The organism is Oceanicaulis sp. (assembly GCF_051859625.1).
GTDB lineage: Bacteria > Pseudomonadota > Alphaproteobacteria > Caulobacterales > Maricaulaceae > Oceanicaulis.
Genome location: NZ_JBHYFH010000001.1, coordinates 447992 through 465796, shown reverse-complemented (window position 1 = coordinate 465796; position 17805 = coordinate 447992). Strand labels below are relative to the sequence as shown.

At 62.6% G+C, this 17805-nt stretch carries 14 protein-coding genes; 7 read left to right on the top strand and 7 right to left on the bottom strand.

Annotated elements, in window-relative coordinates:
- Positions 1 to 25: 25 nt before the first annotated feature.
- Positions 26 to 1264 (bottom strand): hypothetical protein, encoded by a 1239-nt coding sequence (locus tag ACTIGF_RS02270; RefSeq protein ID WP_439635322.1) that lies wholly within the window; start codon positions 1262 to 1264, stop codon positions 26 to 28.
- A gap of 176 nt (positions 1265 to 1440) precedes the next feature.
- Between ACTIGF_RS02270 and ACTIGF_RS02265 the strand changes: the two genes are divergently transcribed.
- The gene (locus ACTIGF_RS02265; protein WP_439635321.1) at positions 1441 to 2037 is read left to right on the top strand and encodes a DsbA family protein; all 597 of its coding nucleotides are present in this window, start codon (positions 1441 to 1443) and stop codon (positions 2035 to 2037) included.
- Positions 2038 to 2864: 827 nt separating this feature from the next.
- Here the strand turns inward: ACTIGF_RS02265 and ACTIGF_RS02260 are convergent.
- Positions 2865 to 5123 (bottom strand): S9 family peptidase, encoded by a 2259-nt coding sequence (locus ACTIGF_RS02260; RefSeq protein WP_439635320.1) that lies wholly within the window; start codon positions 5121 to 5123, stop codon positions 2865 to 2867.
- Between the two features lie 147 nt (positions 5124 to 5270).
- Between ACTIGF_RS02260 and ACTIGF_RS02255 the strand changes: the two genes are divergently transcribed.
- The gene (locus tag ACTIGF_RS02255) at positions 5271 to 5630 is read left to right on the top strand and encodes a hypothetical protein (protein ID WP_439635319.1); all 360 of its coding nucleotides are present in this window, start codon (positions 5271 to 5273) and stop codon (positions 5628 to 5630) included.
- Here ACTIGF_RS02255 and ACTIGF_RS02250 read toward each other — a convergent pair.
- Positions 5627 to 7072 carry a M61 family metallopeptidase gene (locus tag ACTIGF_RS02250; protein ID WP_439635318.1) on the bottom strand — a complete coding sequence of 482 codons (1446 nt, stop codon included), beginning with the start codon at positions 7070 to 7072 and terminating at the stop codon, positions 5627 to 5629. The two genes, ACTIGF_RS02255 and ACTIGF_RS02250, sit on opposite strands and share 4 nt — an antisense overlap.
- Positions 7073 to 7243: 171 nt before the next feature.
- On the opposite strand from ACTIGF_RS02250, the gene ettA reads away from it, so the two are divergent.
- Positions 7244 to 8908 (top strand): energy-dependent translational throttle protein EttA, encoded by a 1665-nt coding sequence (gene ettA / locus ACTIGF_RS02245; protein WP_439635317.1) that lies wholly within the window; start codon positions 7244 to 7246, stop codon positions 8906 to 8908.
- Between the two features lie 70 nt (positions 8909 to 8978).
- Here the strand turns inward: ettA and ACTIGF_RS02240 are convergent, their stop codons facing one another.
- The 3 genes from ACTIGF_RS02240 to ACTIGF_RS02230 all read right to left on the bottom strand — a co-directional run bounded on the left by ACTIGF_RS02240 (position 8979) and on the right by ACTIGF_RS02230 (position 11185).
- The gene (locus tag ACTIGF_RS02240; RefSeq protein WP_439635316.1) at positions 8979 to 9653 is read right to left on the bottom strand and encodes a CatA-like O-acetyltransferase; all 675 of its coding nucleotides are present in this window, start codon (positions 9651 to 9653) and stop codon (positions 8979 to 8981) included.
- 142 nt (positions 9654 to 9795) lie between these two features.
- A complete protein-coding gene (locus tag ACTIGF_RS02235; protein ID WP_439635315.1) occupies positions 9796 to 10413 on the bottom strand; it encodes an MlaC/ttg2D family ABC transporter substrate-binding protein in 618 nt (205 codons plus the stop codon).
- Between the two features lie 31 nt (positions 10414 to 10444).
- Positions 10445 to 11185: an MlaA family lipoprotein gene (locus ACTIGF_RS02230; RefSeq protein WP_439635314.1), complete on the bottom strand. Its 741-nt coding sequence runs from the start codon at positions 11183 to 11185 to the stop codon at positions 10445 to 10447.
- A 187-nt stretch (positions 11186 to 11372) separates the two neighbouring features.
- On the opposite strand from ACTIGF_RS02230, the gene metF reads away from it, so the two are divergent.
- The 4 genes from metF (at position 11373) to ACTIGF_RS02210 (ending at position 16800) form a co-directional block, all read left to right on the top strand.
- The gene (gene metF / locus ACTIGF_RS02225) at positions 11373 to 12272 is read left to right on the top strand and encodes a methylenetetrahydrofolate reductase [NAD(P)H] (protein ID WP_439635313.1); all 900 of its coding nucleotides are present in this window, start codon (positions 11373 to 11375) and stop codon (positions 12270 to 12272) included.
- Positions 12273 to 12286: 14 nt separating this feature from the next.
- The gene (locus ACTIGF_RS02220) at positions 12287 to 13348 is read left to right on the top strand and encodes a homocysteine S-methyltransferase family protein (protein WP_439635312.1); all 1062 of its coding nucleotides are present in this window, start codon (positions 12287 to 12289) and stop codon (positions 13346 to 13348) included.
- 9 nt (positions 13349 to 13357) lie between these two features.
- The gene (metH, locus tag ACTIGF_RS02215) at positions 13358 to 16045 is read left to right on the top strand and encodes a methionine synthase (protein ID WP_439635311.1); all 2688 of its coding nucleotides are present in this window, start codon (positions 13358 to 13360) and stop codon (positions 16043 to 16045) included.
- A gap of 77 nt (positions 16046 to 16122) precedes the next feature.
- Entirely contained in the window at positions 16123 to 16800 is a 678-nt protein-coding gene (locus ACTIGF_RS02210; protein ID WP_439635310.1) for a hypothetical protein, read from the top strand.
- On the opposite strand, the gene ACTIGF_RS02205 is transcribed toward ACTIGF_RS02210, so the two are convergent.
- A complete protein-coding gene (locus ACTIGF_RS02205; RefSeq protein ID WP_439635309.1) occupies positions 16801 to 17772 on the bottom strand; it encodes a glutathione S-transferase family protein in 972 nt (323 codons plus the stop codon).
- Positions 17773 to 17805: the final 33 nt, after the last annotated feature.

Genomic DNA, 17805 nt, shown 5'->3' with positions numbered 1-17805 from the left:
GAGGGGTTTGCGAGGGTGAAGGAGTTTACGATTTCTTAGCATACCACTCAAACCCCCCGGTGCGCGAGATCATCGCGACGTCGACTTCGCCGCCGACTCCGGTCTGGGTCTGATGCAGGTCGCTTTTGAGAATGTTGAGTTCCACCAAAGCCTTGGCGGTCTCCCCCATTTGCTTTTTGCCAGAGGCCGCCACCACGGCGATGAACGGGTCGATAAATTCTTCCTGCGAGATCGTGCGCGCCGTGTGGATGAATTCCGCTGACAGGGACAGCAATTCAGAATCGCGCAGCTCGCTCATCACCGCGTCCACCGTGTCGTCGTCGAGCCCGGCTTTTCGAAGCGCGACCTCGCTGGCGGCTTCATTGGTCACCATGTTCATCGACGCCATGACGTCAAACAGATAGGGGTGAACCCCGCGCAGGAAGGCGTGGGTCATCTCGGCTTGAGCGAAGGTGCGCAAGAACGCGTTCGGTCCGTTCTCAACGCCGACCTGAGTGGTTTCGTCATGGGCGCGCTTCATCACGCCGTCCACCAGGATCGAGGCGTAGTAATGGCTGTAGACCGGGAAGACGTCGCTTTCCCCAAAGCCTGCAAACACCAGCCCGGCATAGGGCTCCAGGAAGGCGGGCTTGGTGACGATCAGATAGGCGAAGTCAAACAGCTTGTTGCGGATCCCTTCCTGCATGCCGAACGGACCAAGCGCGTCTGAAATCAGGCTGTCCAGCATGGCGGCGTAACGCTCGTAAAAGCGGTCGCGGTCAAGCTCGGCAAAGACGTCCAGATTGGCCCGCTCCGCTCCGCCGTCATCTTGCAGAAGGTGCGCGCGATACAGATCCAGCGCGCCTTCGAACGCGGCGTTGTCATCGCCATACTCGCCCGGCGCATGATGGCGCAGGCTGCGGGCATGGTTGAGCACGGTCAGCATGGCCGCCCGCATCAGGCTTTCCAGCTCTTCCGTTTCCTCCTTTTCAGGAAAGAGCGCCCGGTTGCGGTCGATGAAGGCGAAGAACGCGTCGGCGCAGGCCTGGACGCTGTCAAAGTCATGGTCGCCATGGGCGCGTTTGAAGGCGTGGGCGATATGCGACCAGGAGCGGCCCAGCACATCGCCGCGCGAATACACCATCAGCGCCATGTTCGGCCCGAGCTGCAGGATCTTCTCGGCCTCCAGCGTGACGACCGAGCCCGGCCCGCCGCCATAGGTGACGGCGCTGTCCGCCGCCAGCACGACAGCCTGCCGGTTCATGATCATGACTTCAGACGTCATCGCCGTATTTCCCCTCGGCTTCAGCCCCCTCAGGCCGCGCACCCTGAGCACCTTGTGGCGTCATGCAATTATGAATGGCGTGCATGCGTCCAGGCGTTAACAGAACGTTAGCGCTCCGCGGTGTGGCTGTTAAGCTCGAAGCCAGAGATTTCTTCTGAACCCCCGGATATTGCGACATGAATGACACGACCGCCGACACCGACACCCAGACCGGGCTGCGCTGCTATTTCGCCTTCCGCAGCCCGTATTCACGCCTCGGCCTGCACAAGCTGGCGCGCGCCGGGTTTGACGGTGATCTGATCCTGTTCACCGGCCCGCCCGAGGATGCTGAGTTCGCTGATCCGACGCGCAACAAGTACAAGCTCGCCTATTACCAGCAGGACGTGTTCCGCATGACTGTGCGGATGGGCCTGCCGCTCGCTTTGCCCGATCCGTTTGACCCCGATTATCGCCTCGCCAATCTCAGTTTTCTCGCTGCGCAACAAGCGGGCAAAGGGCTCGACTACGCGCTCGCCGTGTCCGATGCGCGCTGGGGGGCGGGGAAGAATATTTCCGAAATGGACGTGCTCGCCGAAGCCGCGAAGAGCGTGGACTGGAACGGCTTTGACGCGGACGCCATCAACGCGGACGCCAGCCTGGCGCAAGTGATCAAGGACCAGCGCGCGCAGATCCAGGCGGACGGCGTGTTCGGCGTGCCCTTCCTGATCGAGGGGCCCAATAAATACTGGGGGCAGGACCGGTTTGATCTCTGGTTGGAAGAACGCGCGGGTTAGGGGCATTTGGGGTGAAGTCCCGGGCGAGCATCGCGAAGACCCGGGACCTCCCTCCGCGAAAAGCGCCTCATCCTGATGAAGGCCCCGGCTCTGCGCTGCGCTGGGCCGGGGTTTCAGTTTGGGGGTAAGCCGCAAACTTATCCGCCCCCGCCCGAAGCTGAGCCATACTCACAGCCGTTCCTTCCAGGGCGGGCGGCCGGCGCGTTCAGGCTGGGAGGGGCGAGATGTCCCGAGGACAGAGGGTCTGACGCGCCCTCTGACCAAAAAGGCGGGTCATCATCGTACGGTCCAGGGCGGCGGCGTCTGATGAGGCGGCGACTGCACCGGCGGCGCGACAGCGCAGAAGTCTCCGTGCGGTGATCCCGACAAAACATCTCCAGCGCGGGAGCCGGGTTTGGCTTTCAAGACTGAACACCATCAACACAAACGGCCCGCTCCCGCGCGACCCGTCATTTGGCTTCATCCTTGCGTTTGCGCGCGGGGCTGTCGGCGCTTCCCCTCTCCCCCTTGGACAAGGGGGAGAGGCAGGGTGAGGGGGTGCGTTTCAGCCAGGGTCACGCTTACAGGATCAGGCGCCGCTCACCCCTCACCTGTCCTCTCCCCTCAAAGATGGGAGAGGGACGCGCACAAGCGTTACGGGGTTATCTGTCATCCTTCTACAGCCGTCATCCCGGCCTTGAGCCGGGATCTGCTGACAGAATCTTTGTGATCAGGACAGAGCGTTTCCAGTAGATCCCGGATCGCTGCGTCCGGGATGACAAACTGGAAGCGCAAACAAAAACCCCGGAGGCTGGCTCCGGGGGTTTCGCGTTCGTTAGTTCTGAAACCTACTCTTCGTCATCCTCAGACAGCTCACGACCGAAGAAATCGTAGATCGTGGTCCACAAATGGCGTTGCAAAGCGGGCGGGCGGACGCCGTGACGCTGGCCGGGATAGGTCATCATCTCGAACAGCTCGCCGCGCTGCTGCAGCTCGGCGTAGAGCCGGGTGGAATGATCAAACGTCACATTGTCGTCCGCCATGCCGTGGATCATCAGGGTCGGGGTTTCATACCCGTCCAGATGCGCGAAGGCGGAGCCTTCAAAATAGCCGTCTTCATTGTTTTGCGGCGTGTCCATATAGCGCTCGGTGTAATGGGTGTCGTAAAGCGCCCAATCGGTCACCGGCGCACCGGACACCGCGGCGTCAAACCGGCCCGGCGCCTGCAGCGTGGTCATCAGGGTCATGTAGCCGCCATAGGACCAGCCCCACAGGCCGATCCGTTCGCTATCCACAAACTCAAGGCCTTCAAGGTAATCGAGCCCGGTCAGCTGGTCGCGCACTTCCACGCCGCCCATCCGGTCATGCAGCGCGGCCTCAAAGGCGTGGCCGCGGTTCCAGCTGCCGCGATTGTCGAGCTTGAAGAGGATATAGCCCTGATCGGCGAACAGCTGGTCGCGCGCGCCGACCCAGCCCTTGTACACGCTCTGAACATGTGGGCCGCCATAGACCTGCACGATGGCCGGGCAGGGATCAGCGGCGGTGCAATGGTCAGGCTTCAGCATCGACCAGTAGAGCTCGGTCTCCCCGTCATCGGCCAGCACGGTTCCAAACTCGGGAACCAGATGGCTGTCCAGGAAGGGCGCATAGGGATGGTCTTCGCCGATGGCGTTTTCCTCAATCCAGGCCACGCGCTCGCCGGAAATGTCATAGAGCGCGGTCTGGGGCGGGGTGTCGGGATCAGAATAGCTGCCGATAAAGCCCGTGCCGCCCTGGCCGAGGCTGGCGTTCCAGCGGCCTTCACCTTCGGTGATCTGCACCGGCTCGCCGCCGTCAAACGGCACAGCGTACAGGTGTCGCTCCAAGGGGCTCGTCATCCAGCCTTCAAAATAGACGGTCGCGCCGTCTTCAGACAGGCCGGCGAGGTCGTCGACCACCCAGTCGCCCGAGGTCAGCGCGCGCGCCTCGCCCTCCGCGCTCACATGATAGACATGGCGAAAGCCGGTGCGTTCGGATGTCCACAGAAAGCCGCCATCGTCGAGCGCGGTGAAGTCATTGGTGAGATTGATCCAGGCGTCAGACTGTTCGGTCAGAACCGTCTCGGTCTCGCCGGTCATCGGGTCGGCGGCCAGGATATCGAGCACAGTCTGGGCGCGGTTCTGGCGCTGGGCGTAGAGCGTGCCGCTGTCCGCGCTCCAGTTCACCCGCGCCAGATAGATGTCGGTCTCCGGGCCCAGATCGACCCGGGTGCGCTGGCCGGTGGCCACGTCGATCACATGCAGCTGGATCAGCACGTTATCCGTGCCCGAACGCGGATAGCGCTGATCGGTGACGGTGACGCCTTCGGCGTTGATGCCAAAGCGGGGCACGATCTCGACCGGCGTCTCGTCAATGCGAGCTGCGGCCACATACTGCCCGTCCGGGCTCCACCAATAGCCGGTATAGCGGCCCATTTCTTCCTGGGCGACGAACTCGGCGACGCCCCAGCTGATCGCGCCGGCGCCTTCACTGGTCAGGGCGCGTTCCTCGCCGGTCGCAAGATTGTGCACCCAGAGATTCTGGTCGCGGATGAAGCTGACATACTGGCCGTCCGGGCTGACGCGGGCGTCGGTTTCAAACGCCTCGGTCTGCATCAGGCGCTCGGCCTCGCCGGTGTTCACGTCCACATAGAAGACATCGCCGTCGAGCGGCACCAGGATCGCTTCGCCCGTCTCGTCCCAGTCATAGCTGACCACGCCGGAGGTGGAGATGCGCGCGCGCTCGCGATACTGGATCTCGGCTTCCGACAGTTCGCGCTCATCGGGCGCCAGCACCGCGGAATCCACCAGCATGTAGGCTTCGCCATCGCTGAGATTCATCGCCCACAGATCGGTCACCGTACGGTCGTCATCCTTGGGGCGCAGGAAGGTCACCCGCTCGCCGTCGGGGGAAAAGCGCAAGCCCCGCGGCGTGGCGCCGGCGAGGTTGGCGCTGCCGAACACGTCGTCAATGCTTAGTGCTGCTGGATCGACCGGGGCGGCCGGCGGTGGTGTTTGAGCGGTGTCCGTAGACGGCGCACAGGCGGCCAGGGCCAGAAGGCCGACGCAGGTGAACAAGGCGTGGCGCATGAGAGCTCCCCTTCTCAAGTCAGTTTGGGCGCGACGCTAATGGGTGAGGGCGCCGGGGTAAACGCCGGGGCGGCGTCGTAACTGATCATAAGCATTCTTTTGAGAGGCTTGCAGGCATCGCAGTTTGAGACTTCAAGGGAGAGGTTCATGCCGGGTCTGACCCTGATCGCTGTTGCGGCCAGCGTGCTGGCGACCGCACAAGGCCAACGCTTCCCCGTGATCGAAGTGCCCAATGACCCTGCGGCGCGCTATGATGTGCTGATGCTGGTTCCGGTGCGCGGCGGCAAGCTGGAAATCGTCACCCGTCGCGTCGGGCGCCGGGGCGAGACCTTCGTCCAGCGCGAAATCGACTGCCGCGCCGGCCTGGTGCGCTATCTGGGCCAGGGCCATACGGTGGACGAGATGAACGCCGACCACCGCAATTATATGCTCGACCCGATCGACCCTGAGTCCATCTCAGGCCATATCGCGGACTATGCCTGCGAGAATGTGGAACGGCCGGATTAGGGCTGAGAAATCCCCGCCGCACACGCCTCTAGCGCCTCAGAACCCGGCTTGAGTCTCAGATGGGCGTGGGCGTCTGCTTCGAGACACTCCGGCAGGGTCAGCGCGCGCAGATCAATCAGCCCGCCCTCCACGATATAGCGCTGATAATCGGTATCGAATTGCGCCCCGAGCGCGTCGCGTAGGGAGGCGTGAAGCGCCTCGTCTGACAAGGTGCGCGGTCGTCCGTCCGCTTCCAGAGCGTCAGCGCGATCAATGAGGTTTGCGAGCACGCGAGTCAGGCCTTCATCGCCCTCCGCCTTTAAAATCGTGTCCCAGTGCAGCGCCAGCAGCGCGCCGCGTTGATAGGGCAGGCGCTCGGTCTGCTCGCTTTCAAACAGGCGCTCATTCAGGTCTTCAGCAGGCAGGGTGTTCACGTCAGACGTCATATAGGCGGTCCAGAGCGCGTCCATGTTCGCGGCATAGTCTTCAAGCGTGATGCGGCCGGTCTGCAAGAGCAGGCGCTGGGTGAAGTATTCGGTGAAGCCTTCGGTGAACCAGGCGCGGGACGGGTCGGTCGCCTCGTCGGTTTGCCCGGCGCGGCGCGGAATCCATTCGTGCAGCACTTCATGAGTGATCGTATGGATGAGGTTGGCGGGGTCGGCGTTGGGCGTCGCCAGAAGGAAGAAGGCCTCATCAAAGCCCGACCCGATCACCGCCGAGCCCTGGGGCAGGTCCGGCAGCGGCGTCACCATGAGAAAATACTGATCAAAGGCGGGGTCTTCAAACAGCGTCGAAGCGTGCTCCAGCGTCAGCGCGGTGACCTCATGGATCGTCGCGTCATCAAGCGCCCAGTCGCCCCGTATCGCCGAGCGCAGCTCAAGGTCTGCAGCATCCGCTGTTTCGCTGCGAAAGGCGCCGAACGCAAACAGGCCATTGGTCAGCGCCGCATAAGACACGGGCGCGCTCCCGCCCGTGTCGTTCACCGGGCGGTTGAACGCGCCGGTATCGGGCAGGCTGACGCGAATATCGCCGACCGGCGCGTCAAAGCCGGGCAGCACGGCCCCGCCTGCAAAAAACGCGTAGTCTGGCTGCAGCACGGGCCGCATCCCCGGCAGGCGCTGTACGCCCCATTGCGGCTCGCCCTCATAATCCTGGGCGATGTCATAGCGCACCAGAACCGGGCCTTCGGGCAGGGCGGGCACGGTCAGCGCGGCGCCCTCAAGCGTGTGGGCGAGGGGGCCGCCCGGGCCGCTGACGCGCACATGACTGACCAGCTGGGTCAGGTTTTCCGCCGGTCCCCAGTTTTCCACGAAGGTCAGGGACAGGGCGTCGCCCGCCTGCGCCTCAAAGCTCAGCGTGAGGGTGACCGCGCTCCAGTCGTCGCCGGTTTGCGTGATGGACAGCGCATTCGGCAGCGCGGTCTGCTGCGTGGCGGCCAGCGCCAGTACGAGCAAGGCGTTCATGTCAGTCTCCCCCAGTTCGAGAGGAGCCTGACATGAAGAAGGGGTCAGATCACATTACAATCTTGATACTGGCGACGTGCGCGCCCGACACGCTGCATTGCGTCATCCCCCCCAAACCCGCTATAGCGTGCGGCTAGAACAAAGCCCCCAGCTAATGGAGCGCGCACGCCTATGGCCGCGTATCAATACGTCTATCACATGGACAATCTGGCGAAGACCTATCCCGGCGGGAAACAAGTCTTCTCCGGCATCTCGCTGCACTTCCTGCCGGACGCCAAGATCGGCGTCGTGGGCGTCAACGGCGCGGGTAAATCCTCGCTGCTGCGCATCATGGCCGGTCAGGACACCGACTTCACCGGCGAAGCCTGGGCGGAGAAGGGCGTGCGCGTGGGGTATCTGCCCCAGGAGCCCAAGCTCGACGAGACCAAGACCGTCTGGGAAAACGTCATCGAAGGGTCTGAAGACAAGCAGATCTATGACGCCTACAACGCCATCGCCATGCAGCTCGCCGAGGATTATTCCGACGAGCTGATGGAGAAGATGACCGAGCTGCAAGAGCAGGTCGATGCGCGCGACGCCTGGGACATCGACTCCAAGATCGAGATGGCCATGGACGCGCTGCGCTGCCCGGCGCCGGATGCGGACGTGACGAATTTGTCGGGCGGTGAACGCCGCCGGGTGGCGATCTGTCAGCTGCTCCTGTCCAAGCCGCACGTGCTGCTGCTTGACGAACCGACCAACCACCTCGACGCGGAAAGCGTGGCCTGGCTCCAGAACCATCTGGAGAATTATCCCGGCGCCGTGCTGATCGTCACCCACGACCGTTACTTCCTGGACGCGATCACCACCTGGACGCTCGAGCTCGATCGCGGTCAGGGCGTTCCGTATCAGGGCGGCTATTCAGACTGGCTGGAGCAAAAGGCCAAGCGCCTGGCGCAAGAGTCGCGCGAAGAGAGCGCCAAGCAGCGCGCCCTGCTGCGCGAGCTCGACTGGATCCGCGCCGCGCCGAAAGCGCGTCAGGCCAAATCCAAGGCCCGTATCAAATCCTATGAAGAAAAGCGGGACGCCGCCGAGAAGGAAAAGATCTCGACCGCCGTCATCCGCATTCCGCCGGGCCCGCGCCTGGGCGGCAATGTGGTGGATTTCGACCATGTGTCGAAAGGCTTTGATGATCGCCTGCTGATCAATGATCTCGACTTCAAACTGCCGCCGGGCGGCGTTGTCGGCGTGATCGGTCCGAACGGCGCGGGTAAGACCACCCTGTTCAAGATGATCGTCGGCGAGGAAAAACCCGATAACGGCTCCGTCACCCTCGGCGAGACCGTGAAGCTTGGCTATGTGAACCAGTCGCGCGACGCGCTCGACCCCAACAAAAACGTTTGGGAAGAGATTTCGGGCGGCAATGACATGATCATGCTGGGCGACCATGAAGTGGCGAGCCGGGCCTATGTGGGCGCGTTTAACTTCAAGGGCGGCGACCAGCAGAAGAAAGTCGGCATTCTGTCGGGCGGTGAGCGCAACCGCGTCCACCTCGCCAAAATGCTCAAAGAAGGCGGCAATCTGCTGCTGCTTGACGAACCGACCAACGATCTCGACGTCGAGACGCTGTCGGCTCTGGAAGCGGCTTTGGAAGATTTCCCCGGCTGCGCCGTGGTCATCTCGCACGACCGTTTCTTCCTCGACCGCATCGCCACCCACATCCTCGCCTTTGAAGGCGACAGCCATGTGGAATGGTTTGAAGGCTCGTTCACCGACTATCTGGCCGACAAGAAGCGCCGCCTGGGCGACGACGCCCTGGTGCCCAAGCGCGTGAAGTTCCAGAAGTTCGAACGCTAGATTTTCTCAAAATCACAACAAAAAAGGGCGCGCCAGCTGGCGCGCCCTTTTTCGTGGAAAGCAGCTGAGACTATCCGCCCACAAACCGCGCCAGCCTGTCTCGCACCGCGTCGAAATACGCGGCCACATGAACGCCATCCACCAGGCCGTGATGGGTCTGGACCGACAGCGGCAGGCTGAGCTGACCCTCCGCCTCGCGCCGCCACTGGCCCGCTGCGATATTGGGCGTGGCGGCCAGGGCGCCGCCGCCGGAGCGGGGATGCTCGATGGAGGTGAAGCGCAGGAAGGGCAGGCCGGTGCAGTAGAGCTGGCCGCACTCGGGCGCGGCCTTCACATTGGTGCGCATCCCGGTCGCGGTTTCCGCCTCGTGCTTGTCGGCGTGGTAGGCCTTCACAAAGGCGTCGAGATCTTCGGTGAACGGCACGTAGGAAAAGTTCACATGGCCTTGGGTGTTTTGCACGGTGTAGCTGGGCAACAGCGCATTGATCCGGAAGGGCTCGCCCTGGTCGGTCAACCGCCAGCGAAACGCGTCCACATCAAGGCTTGCGCCTGAGATCGCGTGAAACAGCACGGCGAAGGGCGGCAGGGCGCGGGCTTTCGCAGCGGTCACGAAATCGGGCGCCATAAGCTCGGCGGTGACGTTCAGGCGCGGATCGTCCATGGCGTCGAACCAGCGCAATTGCGGCCCGCGTTCAAACGGCGCGTCGATTGGCGCGATGATGTCGGGTGTGTATGCAGGTGTCATGGCGCGCCTTTCTGGCCGGGCGCTGAGACCGGGCGGGCGCTTGGCGCGCAGGCCGGAAACGAAACCGCCGGAGCGCGCTGCTGGTAGCGCGCCCCGGCGGGCGTTTCAACTCTATGCGCTCAGGGGCGAGAGAGGACTGTGATCAGGCGTCTTCGCCGGGCTCGCGATTGCGCAGCATGGACGTCGCAGCGCTGACATCACCGCGATGATCGCCGATCACGGCGAGGATTTGTTCGCGCTGGGTCTGGGCCAGCCAGACGCCGAGCACTTCCACGTCCACGGCTTTCAACTCGCCGCTCGAGTCCAGAATGCGCCAGTTCACTTCGAATTCTTGGCCGTCGGGGCCGCCATAGACGCGCGAGCGAACGATGAAATCGCCCGGATTGCGGGTGACCGAACCCGTGACTTCCAGCTGCTGGCCGGCATAGGTGCTCAGCTCGCTTTCATAGACGCCGATGGCGTAATTGCGGAACGCCGTGCGGAACGCATTCAACTCGTCTTCCGAGGCGGTGCGGCGATACCGGCCGAGCACGAAATTGGAGATGCGGTCCACATCGGCCAACGCGTCGATACGGTCGCGGAATTCGGCGCGCACTGTGGGCAGATCGGTTTGCCCGGAATTGAGCTCGGTCAGGGTTTCGATGACCTGATTGGCTTGGTTCTGGACAAAGGCTTCTGCGTCGTCAGCCGTCGTGGACTGCGCCAGCGCCACGGGCGCCAGAAGCGTCAACGCGAAGGCGGTGAGGATGTGTTTGATCATGGGGAGGTCTCCTGCCGCCATTTCGGCGTGCTTATTCAAACTCAGGCAAGTCTTCATAGTTCGGGTCGGACCGCGCTCCGTTTTCGATGAAGGCGGAACGCGACTGACGCCAGGCCGAACGGGCCTGAACATAGGGGTCAATTGCGGTGCGATTGAGGCTGCCGATAGCGTCATCGAGATCGGCGCGGGTCTGAATTCCGTTCAGGCCACGCAGGCCCCAGGCCCAGGCCTCGCTAGATTCCTCTTCGCTCCAGTTCAATGGATGAGGATAACGATCGACAAAGCGTCCGGTTGCATCGCGAACGTTGGATGGGCCAATTAATGGCAGCACCAGATAGGGGCCGTCGCCCACGCCCCAGACGGCGAGAGTCTGGCCGAAATCGCGCCGATGCTGCGGTACGCCTTCATGAGAGGCGACGTCAAACACGCCCGCGACGCCGATCGTGGTGTTCATCACAAACCGGCCGACAGTGTCGCCAGCGGCATGCACATCGCCTTGCAACAGGGCGTTGGCGAACACCACAGGCTGATTGAGATTGCTCATGAAATTGCGCACGCCGGTCTGGACCGGGTCAGGGGTCACGGCGTCATAGGCGCGGGCGGACGGGCCGACCACCACATCATCAAGCGTCTGGTTGACGGCGAAGACAGCGCGATTGGCGGGTTCGAACGGGTCGCCGGTCTCCTGCGCCAGTTCACGCGATGCGCAAGCGGTCAGGCTGAGCGCCGCCAGCATGACTGCGGCGTATGAGGAAAAAGCATGGATGCGCATGGAGCGTCCTTTGGGTCGTAAATTCTGTTGGGAGCAATGTCGTGTCTGGGGCCGTGATATCAAGTCAGTGTGATCCATTAGGTACTGTTCCGGAGTGAATACAGCCTTGCCCGAGCGTCAATAATCGCATAAAGATATCTTTATGTGGATGTGTCGCCGTGTCCGTGCGACGCGCAGCCAGGGTAGGATGGTGGTGACCGTTATGGGCCGTTCCTCTTCACAAGGGCCGAAGGTGTCCTTTGAATTCTTCCCGCCTAAAAGCGAGGAAGCCGAGGCGAAATTATGGTCGTCCATTGCGCGGCTCTCGCCTCTGGCGCCGGACTTTGTGTCTGTCACCTATGGCGCGGGCGGCTCTACGCGAGACCGCACCCACCGCACGGTGCGCCGGATCGTGTCTGAGACCGAGATGGCGCCTGCGGCCCATCTGACCTGCGTGTCCGCGACCCGCGAAGAGGTGGATGAGGTCATCCGCGATTACTGGAATGCCGGCGTGCGCCATATCGTGGCGCTGCGCGGCGATCCGCCCGAAGGACTGGACCAGGCGTATACGCCTTTCCCCAACGGCTACAGCAATTCGGCCGACCTGACCGCCGGCATCAAGGCCATTGGCGATTTCGAGGTGTCGGTCGGCTGCTACCCCGAAAAGCATCCCGACAGCGCGGACTGGGACGCGGATCTGGACATGCTGAAAGCAAAGATCGATGCGGGCGCGACGCGCGCCATCACCCAGTTCTTTTTCGACGCCGACATCTTCTTTCGCTATCTCGAGCGCGTGCGCAAAGCCGGGATCGACATTCCCATCGTGCCCGGCGTGATGCTGCAGCCCAATTTCAAAGGCCTGGTGCGCATGGCCGAGATGTGCGGCGCCCATGTCCCTGATCGGGTCCATGCGGTGTATGACGGCCTGGAAGATGACGCCGGCACGCGCGAGCTGGTGACGGCGCACCTGGCGGCTGGAATGTGTGAAAAGCTGAGCCAGGGCGGCGCGGAGGCGTTTCATTTCTACACGCTGAACCGGGCTGAGCTGTCGCTGTCCACCTGTGCGCTTCTGGGCGTAAAGCCCCCTCACGTCGTCAAAGCCGCCTAACGGGACCGAACGCCATGACCAAAGCTGAACGCCGCGCTGCGCTGGAAGCGCTGGCGCAAACCCGCATTCTGATCCTGGATGGCGCCATGGGCACCCAGATTCAGACGTTGAAGCTGGATGAAGCCGGCTATCGCGGCGACCGGTTTGCAGACTGGTCCTGCCCGATCCAGGGCAATAACGATATCCTCAACCTGTCTACGCCCGACGCCGTGCGCGCGATCCACAAGCAGTATTTCGATGCGGGCGCCGACATGGTGGAGACCAACACCTTCTCCGCCACCGTCATCGCCCAGGCGGATTACAAGATGGAAGACCTCGCCGCCGAAATCGCGTCCGAAGGCGCGCGCCTGGCGCGCGAAGCGGCGGATGAAGCCGAAGCTGAAACCGGCTCGCCCAAGGCGGTGCTGGGCGCGATCGGGCCGACCAACAAGACGTTGTCGCTGTCGCCCAATGTGGAAGATCCCGGCTTTCGCGAAGTGACGTTCGACCAGGTGCGTGAGGCCTATGCCGAGCAGGTCCTGGCCATGGCCGAGCATGTGGACTTCTTCCTGATCGAGACGATCTTTGACACGCTGAACGCCAAGGCGGCGATCAAGGCCATTCTTGACCTGCGAAATGAGGGCAAGATCGATCCCGATATCCCGATCATCCTGTCAGGCACCATCACCGACGCCTCGGGGCGCACCCTGTCGGGCCAGACCACCGAAGCGTTTTACAATTCCGTCCGTCACGCCCAGCCTTGGGCGGTGGGCCTGAACTGCGCGCTGGGCGGCAAGCAATTGCGGCCCTATGTGGCCGAGCTGGCGCGCATCGCCGATTGCCATGTGCTGGCCTATCCCAATGCGGGCCTGCCCAATGCGTTCGGCGAGTATGACGAGACGCCGGACGAAACCGCCGCCTTCATCGCGGACTGGGCGCAATCGGGCCTGATCAACATTGCCGGCGGTTGCTGCGGCACCACGCCGGCCCATATCGCCGCCATCGCGCGCGACGCCAAAACCGGTCAGCCGCGCACGCTCAAAGAGCGCCCTCAGGCCATGCGCCTGTCGGGGCTTGAACCGTTTGAGCTGGCTTGAGGAGCCCGTATGTCTGACGCCTCACCTTCTCGCGCCATTTTCGTCAATGTGGGCGAACGCACGAACGTCACCGGCTCGGCGAAATTCCGCAAGCTGATCAAGGCGGGCGATTACGCCGCCGCGCTCGACGTGGCGCGCCAGCAGGTGGACGCCGGCGCCCAGATCATCGACGTGAACATGGATGAGGGCTTGCTGGATTCAAAGCAGGCCATGACGACCTTCCTCAACCTGATCGCCGCCGAGCCCGACATCGCCCGCGTGCCGGTGATGATCGACTCTTCCAAATGGGAGGTGATCGAGGCGGGCCTGAAATGCGTGCAGGGCAAGGCGGTCGTCAACTCGATCTCGCTGAAGGAAGGCGAGGCGGAGTTCCTCAAGCACGCCCGCGCCTGCAAGGCTTATGGCGCAGCGGTCGTGGTCATGGCCTTTGACGAGGACGGCCAGGCGGACACCGCCAAGCGCAAGATCGAGATCTGCGAGCGCGCCTATAAGACGCTGGTCGACCAGGTCGGGTTCGATCCCAACGACATCATCTTTGATCCCAATATCTTCGCGGTGGCGACGGGGATCGAGGAGCACAACAATTATGCGGTGGACTTCATCGAGGCCACGCGCTGGATCCGCCAGAACCTGCCGGGCTGTCACGTCTCGGGCGGGTTGTCGAACGTGTCCTTCTCCTTCCGCGGCAATGAGCCGGTGCGCCGGGCCATGCACTCGGTCTTCCTCTATCACGCCATCAAGGCGGGGATGGATATGGGGATCGTCAACGCTGGCCAGCTCGACATTTATGACGCCATCGACCCCGAGCTGCGCGAGCTGGTGGAGGATGTGATCCTCAATCGCCGGGACGACGCCACCGAGCGCCTGCTGGAGGCCGCCGAGCGGTACAAGGGCACGGGCGAGTCTGCGCAGAAGGAAGACGAAGCCTGGCGCAGCGCGCCGGTGGAAGAGCGTCTCAAGCACGCTCTGGTCAAGGGCATCGACGCCTATGTGGTCGAAGACACCGAAGAGGCGCGCCAGGCCGCCGAGCGTCCGCTGCATGTGATCGAAGGCCCGCTGATGGCGGGCATGAACGTGGTCGGTGATCTGTTCGGCGAGGGCAAGATGTTCCTGCCGCAGGTCGTCAAATCCGCCCGCGTGATGAAAAAGGCCGTGGCCTATCTCTTCCCCTATATGGAGGAGGAGCGCGAACGGTCCGGCGCTGAAAAGGAAGCCGCCGGCAAGATCATCATGGCGACCGTGAAGGGCGACGTGCACGATATCGGCAAGAATATCGTCGGCGTCGTGCTGCAATGTAACGGCTATGACGTGGTGGATCTGGGCGTGATGGTGCCCGCCGAGAAGATCCTTGAGACCGCGCGCGCCGAAAAGGCCGACATTATCGGCCTGTCCGGCCTGATCACGCCGTCGCTGGATGAAATGGTGCATGTGGCCAGCGAGATGGAGCGGCAGGGTTTTGACCTGCCCTTGATGATCGGCGGCGCCACCACCTCTCCGGCCCATACGGCGGTGAAGATCGAACCGGCTTACAACAAGGCGCCGATCATTCACGCCACCGACGCCTCCCGCGCGGTGGGGATCGTCTCGCGCCTTCTGTCCAAGGAAGAACGCCAGCCGCTCTGGGACGAAGTCTCCGCTCGCTACGCCAAGATCCGCGAAACCCGCGCCCGCACGCAAGGCAGCCGCGAGCGCGTCAGCCTGGACGCCGCCCGCGCCAACGGCTTTGACGCCGACGCCGGCGGGTATCAGCCGGTCGCGCCGCAAAAGGCGGGTCTGACCACGATCGACGATGTCCGTCTGGCGGATCTGGTGGACTATATCGACTGGACGCCGTTCTTTTTCTCCTGGGAGCTCAAGGGCAGCTATCCGGCCATTCTGGATGATCCCAACCGCGGCGAGGCGGCGCGCAACCTGTTCAAGGATGCGCAGGCCATGCTCAAGACCATGGTCGAGGAAGACTGGCTGAAACCGCGCGGCGTGGTCGGTCTGTGGCCGGCCCGGCGCGACGGCGATGACGTGATCGTCTTTGCTGATGACAGCCGGACTGAAGAGGCGGGGCGCTTCTTTGGTTTGCGTCAGCAATCGAAAAAAGAGGGCGACAAGCCCAACTACGCCATCAACGATTTCGTCTCATCCACGCAAGATGACTGGATCGGCGGCTTCGCCGTGACGGCGGGCGAGGGCGAACAGGCGATGATCGACCGCTTCAAGGCGGACAATGACGACTATTCCGAGATCCTGTTCAAATCGCTGTCTGACCGGTTCGCGGAAGCCTTCGCTGAATACCTGCACCAGCGCGTGCGCCGCTCGATCTGGGGCTATGCGTCTGATGAGACGCTGTCCAATGAAGAGCTGATCAAGGAAGCCTATGCCGGCATCCGCCCGGCGCCGGGCTATCCCGCCCAGCCTGACCACACCGAAAAAGACCTGTTGTTCAAACTGCTCGAAGCGCCTGAGCGCACCGGCATCACGCTGACCGAAAGCTGGGCGATGAGCCCGGCCTCGTCCGTGTCCGGGCTTTATATCGCGCATCCTGACAGCGTGTATTTCGCCGTGGGCCGGGTCGCCAGGGACCAGGTCGAGGACTATGCGAAACGCAAGGGCTGGACCCTCAAGCGCGCCGAAAAGGAACTCGCCCCGGTGCTGGGCTATGAGCCCGACGCCGAGGCCGCAGCCTCAGCAGAAGCGGCGGAATAACTCTTCAAGAGCAGATATCGTGTCTGCGTCTTTGAGTTGTCATGCTTCTCCTCCATAGTGTGTTGGGGTGGGGTGGTATGAGCACATTTGAGAGAGTTCTGGGCTTTCTGGCGAGCCTGATTGCGGTGGGAACATTCGTCTGGGCCGTTGCGACGACGTTTTTTGGGGTGGAATTCGCTCTGAGTTTCGAGCCACAGGCGGCCAAGCTGCCTACGCCGGATATGTCAGATGTTTGGGCAGGGATCGCGTCTGTCCTCACGGGCGTGCAACAGATCATCCAGGTCATTTTTCGCTGGGCCTCCCAGAACATCGTCCTGAAGATTTTCTTCTACATCGTGGTGATGCTGATCTACGCGCTGATCTTCGCATCGCTCTTCGTGGTGCCTTGGGTCAGGCGTCGGGAACCGGTCTTCGTTCCTACCTTTCTGAGTTATCTGTTTTTTCTGGGCGCGGTCTGGGTGTTTGACAATCTCTTTGTGGGAGGTGAATTACGCGTCATTTCCGCAGCTGTGCTGTCGGGTGACTATATGCAACTCGAGAATGAGGGCGTGGAGCATTCCATGTGCTTGTTCGCCAGCCTGGCGCTGTATGCATTCGGCGTGAACGCCGCAGCGAGCATTGCGCGCCAAACGGCGGAAGAGGACATGGATTTCTTCGAGCGTACGTTCAAAGGCGGCGGCGCTCCGGCAGGCTCCTGGACGGCTCATGCCGTCTTGGCCTTCCTGATGGCGCTCGCCGCCCTCTTCACGTACTGACTATTCGGCGTCGCCGTCCGCCACATGAACGTCCGGGCCCAGCGGGACCACGGCTGTCGGATTGATCATGTCGTGGCTTTCATAATAGTGCCGCTTGGCGTGTTCGAGATTGAACACGTCGGCCACCCCATGCTGCGTATGCAGGCGGCGGGCATAGGCGTTGATGTTGGGATAGTCGATCAGGCGCTTGAGATTGCACTTGAAATGGCCGTGATAGACCGGGTCAAAGCGCACCAGGGTCGTGTAAAGACGCCAGTCGGCTTCAGTGACCTCCTCGCCCATCAGATAGGCGCGGCCGTCTGACAACCGGTCCTCGATCCAGTCGAGCGCATCAAACAGCGTGGTCACCGCCTCTTCATAGGCGTCCTGGGTGGTGGCGAAGCCGGATTTGTAAACGCCGTTATTTATCTCGTGATAGACGCGCTCATTGACGGTCCCGATCTCTTCACGCAGCGCTTCAGGATAGTAATCACCCGGCTTGGCGCCCACCTCGTCAAAGGCCGAGTTGAACATGCGGATGATGTCCGCGCTCTCATTGGAGACGATCGTGTTGGTCTTCTTGTCCCACAGCACCGGCACGGTCACGCGGCCCGAATAGTCAGATTTGGCGGCGGTGTAGACCTGGTGCATGAACTCGGCGCCGTGCAGCGGGTCGGCAATGACGCCGGGGCCGTCCTTGAAGGTCCAGCCGTTCTCGCGCATCAGCCAGTGAACCACCGACACGTCGATCATGTCTTCCAGGCCCTTCAGGCGCCGGAAGATCAAGGTGCGGTGCGCCCAGGGGCAGGCGAGGGAGACATAAAGATGATAGCGGCCCGGCTCGGCCTTGAACCCGGCTTCGCCGGTCGGTCCGGCTGAGCCGTCTGCGGTCACCCAGTTGCGAAACATCGCCTCGGAGCGTTTGAACCGCCCGCCAGTGGATTTGGTGTCATACCATTTGTCCTGCCAGACGCCGTCTACAAGCAATCCCATGGTGTGGTCTCTCCTTTGTTGCGCCCCTGCAAA

Bases quoted from the DNA above. Each gene is read 5' to 3' on its own strand.
- ACTIGF_RS02270 (WP_439635322.1), bottom strand. From the start codon at position 1,264: ATGACGTCTGAAGTCATGATCATGAACCGGCAGGCTGTCGTGCTGGCG.
- ACTIGF_RS02265 (WP_439635321.1), top strand. From the start codon at position 1,441: ATGAATGACACGACCGCCGACACCGACACCCAGACCGGGCTGCGCTGC.
- ACTIGF_RS02260 (WP_439635320.1), bottom strand. From the start codon at position 5,123: ATGCGCCACGCCTTGTTCACCTGCGTCGGCCTTCTGGCCCTGGCCGCC.
- ACTIGF_RS02255 (WP_439635319.1), top strand. From the start codon at position 5,271: ATGCCGGGTCTGACCCTGATCGCTGTTGCGGCCAGCGTGCTGGCGACC.
- ACTIGF_RS02250 (WP_439635318.1), bottom strand. From the start codon at position 7,072: ATGAACGCCTTGCTCGTACTGGCGCTGGCCGCCACGCAGCAGACCGCG.
- ettA (WP_439635317.1), top strand. From the start codon at position 7,244: ATGGCCGCGTATCAATACGTCTATCACATGGACAATCTGGCGAAGACC.
- ACTIGF_RS02240 (WP_439635316.1), bottom strand. From the start codon at position 9,653: ATGACACCTGCATACACACCCGACATCATCGCGCCAATCGACGCGCCG.
- ACTIGF_RS02235 (WP_439635315.1), bottom strand. From the start codon at position 10,413: ATGATCAAACACATCCTCACCGCCTTCGCGTTGACGCTTCTGGCGCCC.
- ACTIGF_RS02230 (WP_439635314.1), bottom strand. From the start codon at position 11,185: ATGCGCATCCATGCTTTTTCCTCATACGCCGCAGTCATGCTGGCGGCG.
- metF (WP_439635313.1), top strand. From the start codon at position 11,373: ATGGTGGTGACCGTTATGGGCCGTTCCTCTTCACAAGGGCCGAAGGTG.
- ACTIGF_RS02220 (WP_439635312.1), top strand. From the start codon at position 12,287: ATGACCAAAGCTGAACGCCGCGCTGCGCTGGAAGCGCTGGCGCAAACC.
- metH (WP_439635311.1), top strand. From the start codon at position 13,358: ATGTCTGACGCCTCACCTTCTCGCGCCATTTTCGTCAATGTGGGCGAA.
- ACTIGF_RS02210 (WP_439635310.1), top strand. From the start codon at position 16,123: ATGAGCACATTTGAGAGAGTTCTGGGCTTTCTGGCGAGCCTGATTGCG.
- ACTIGF_RS02205 (WP_439635309.1), bottom strand. From the start codon at position 17,772: ATGGGATTGCTTGTAGACGGCGTCTGGCAGGACAAATGGTATGACACC.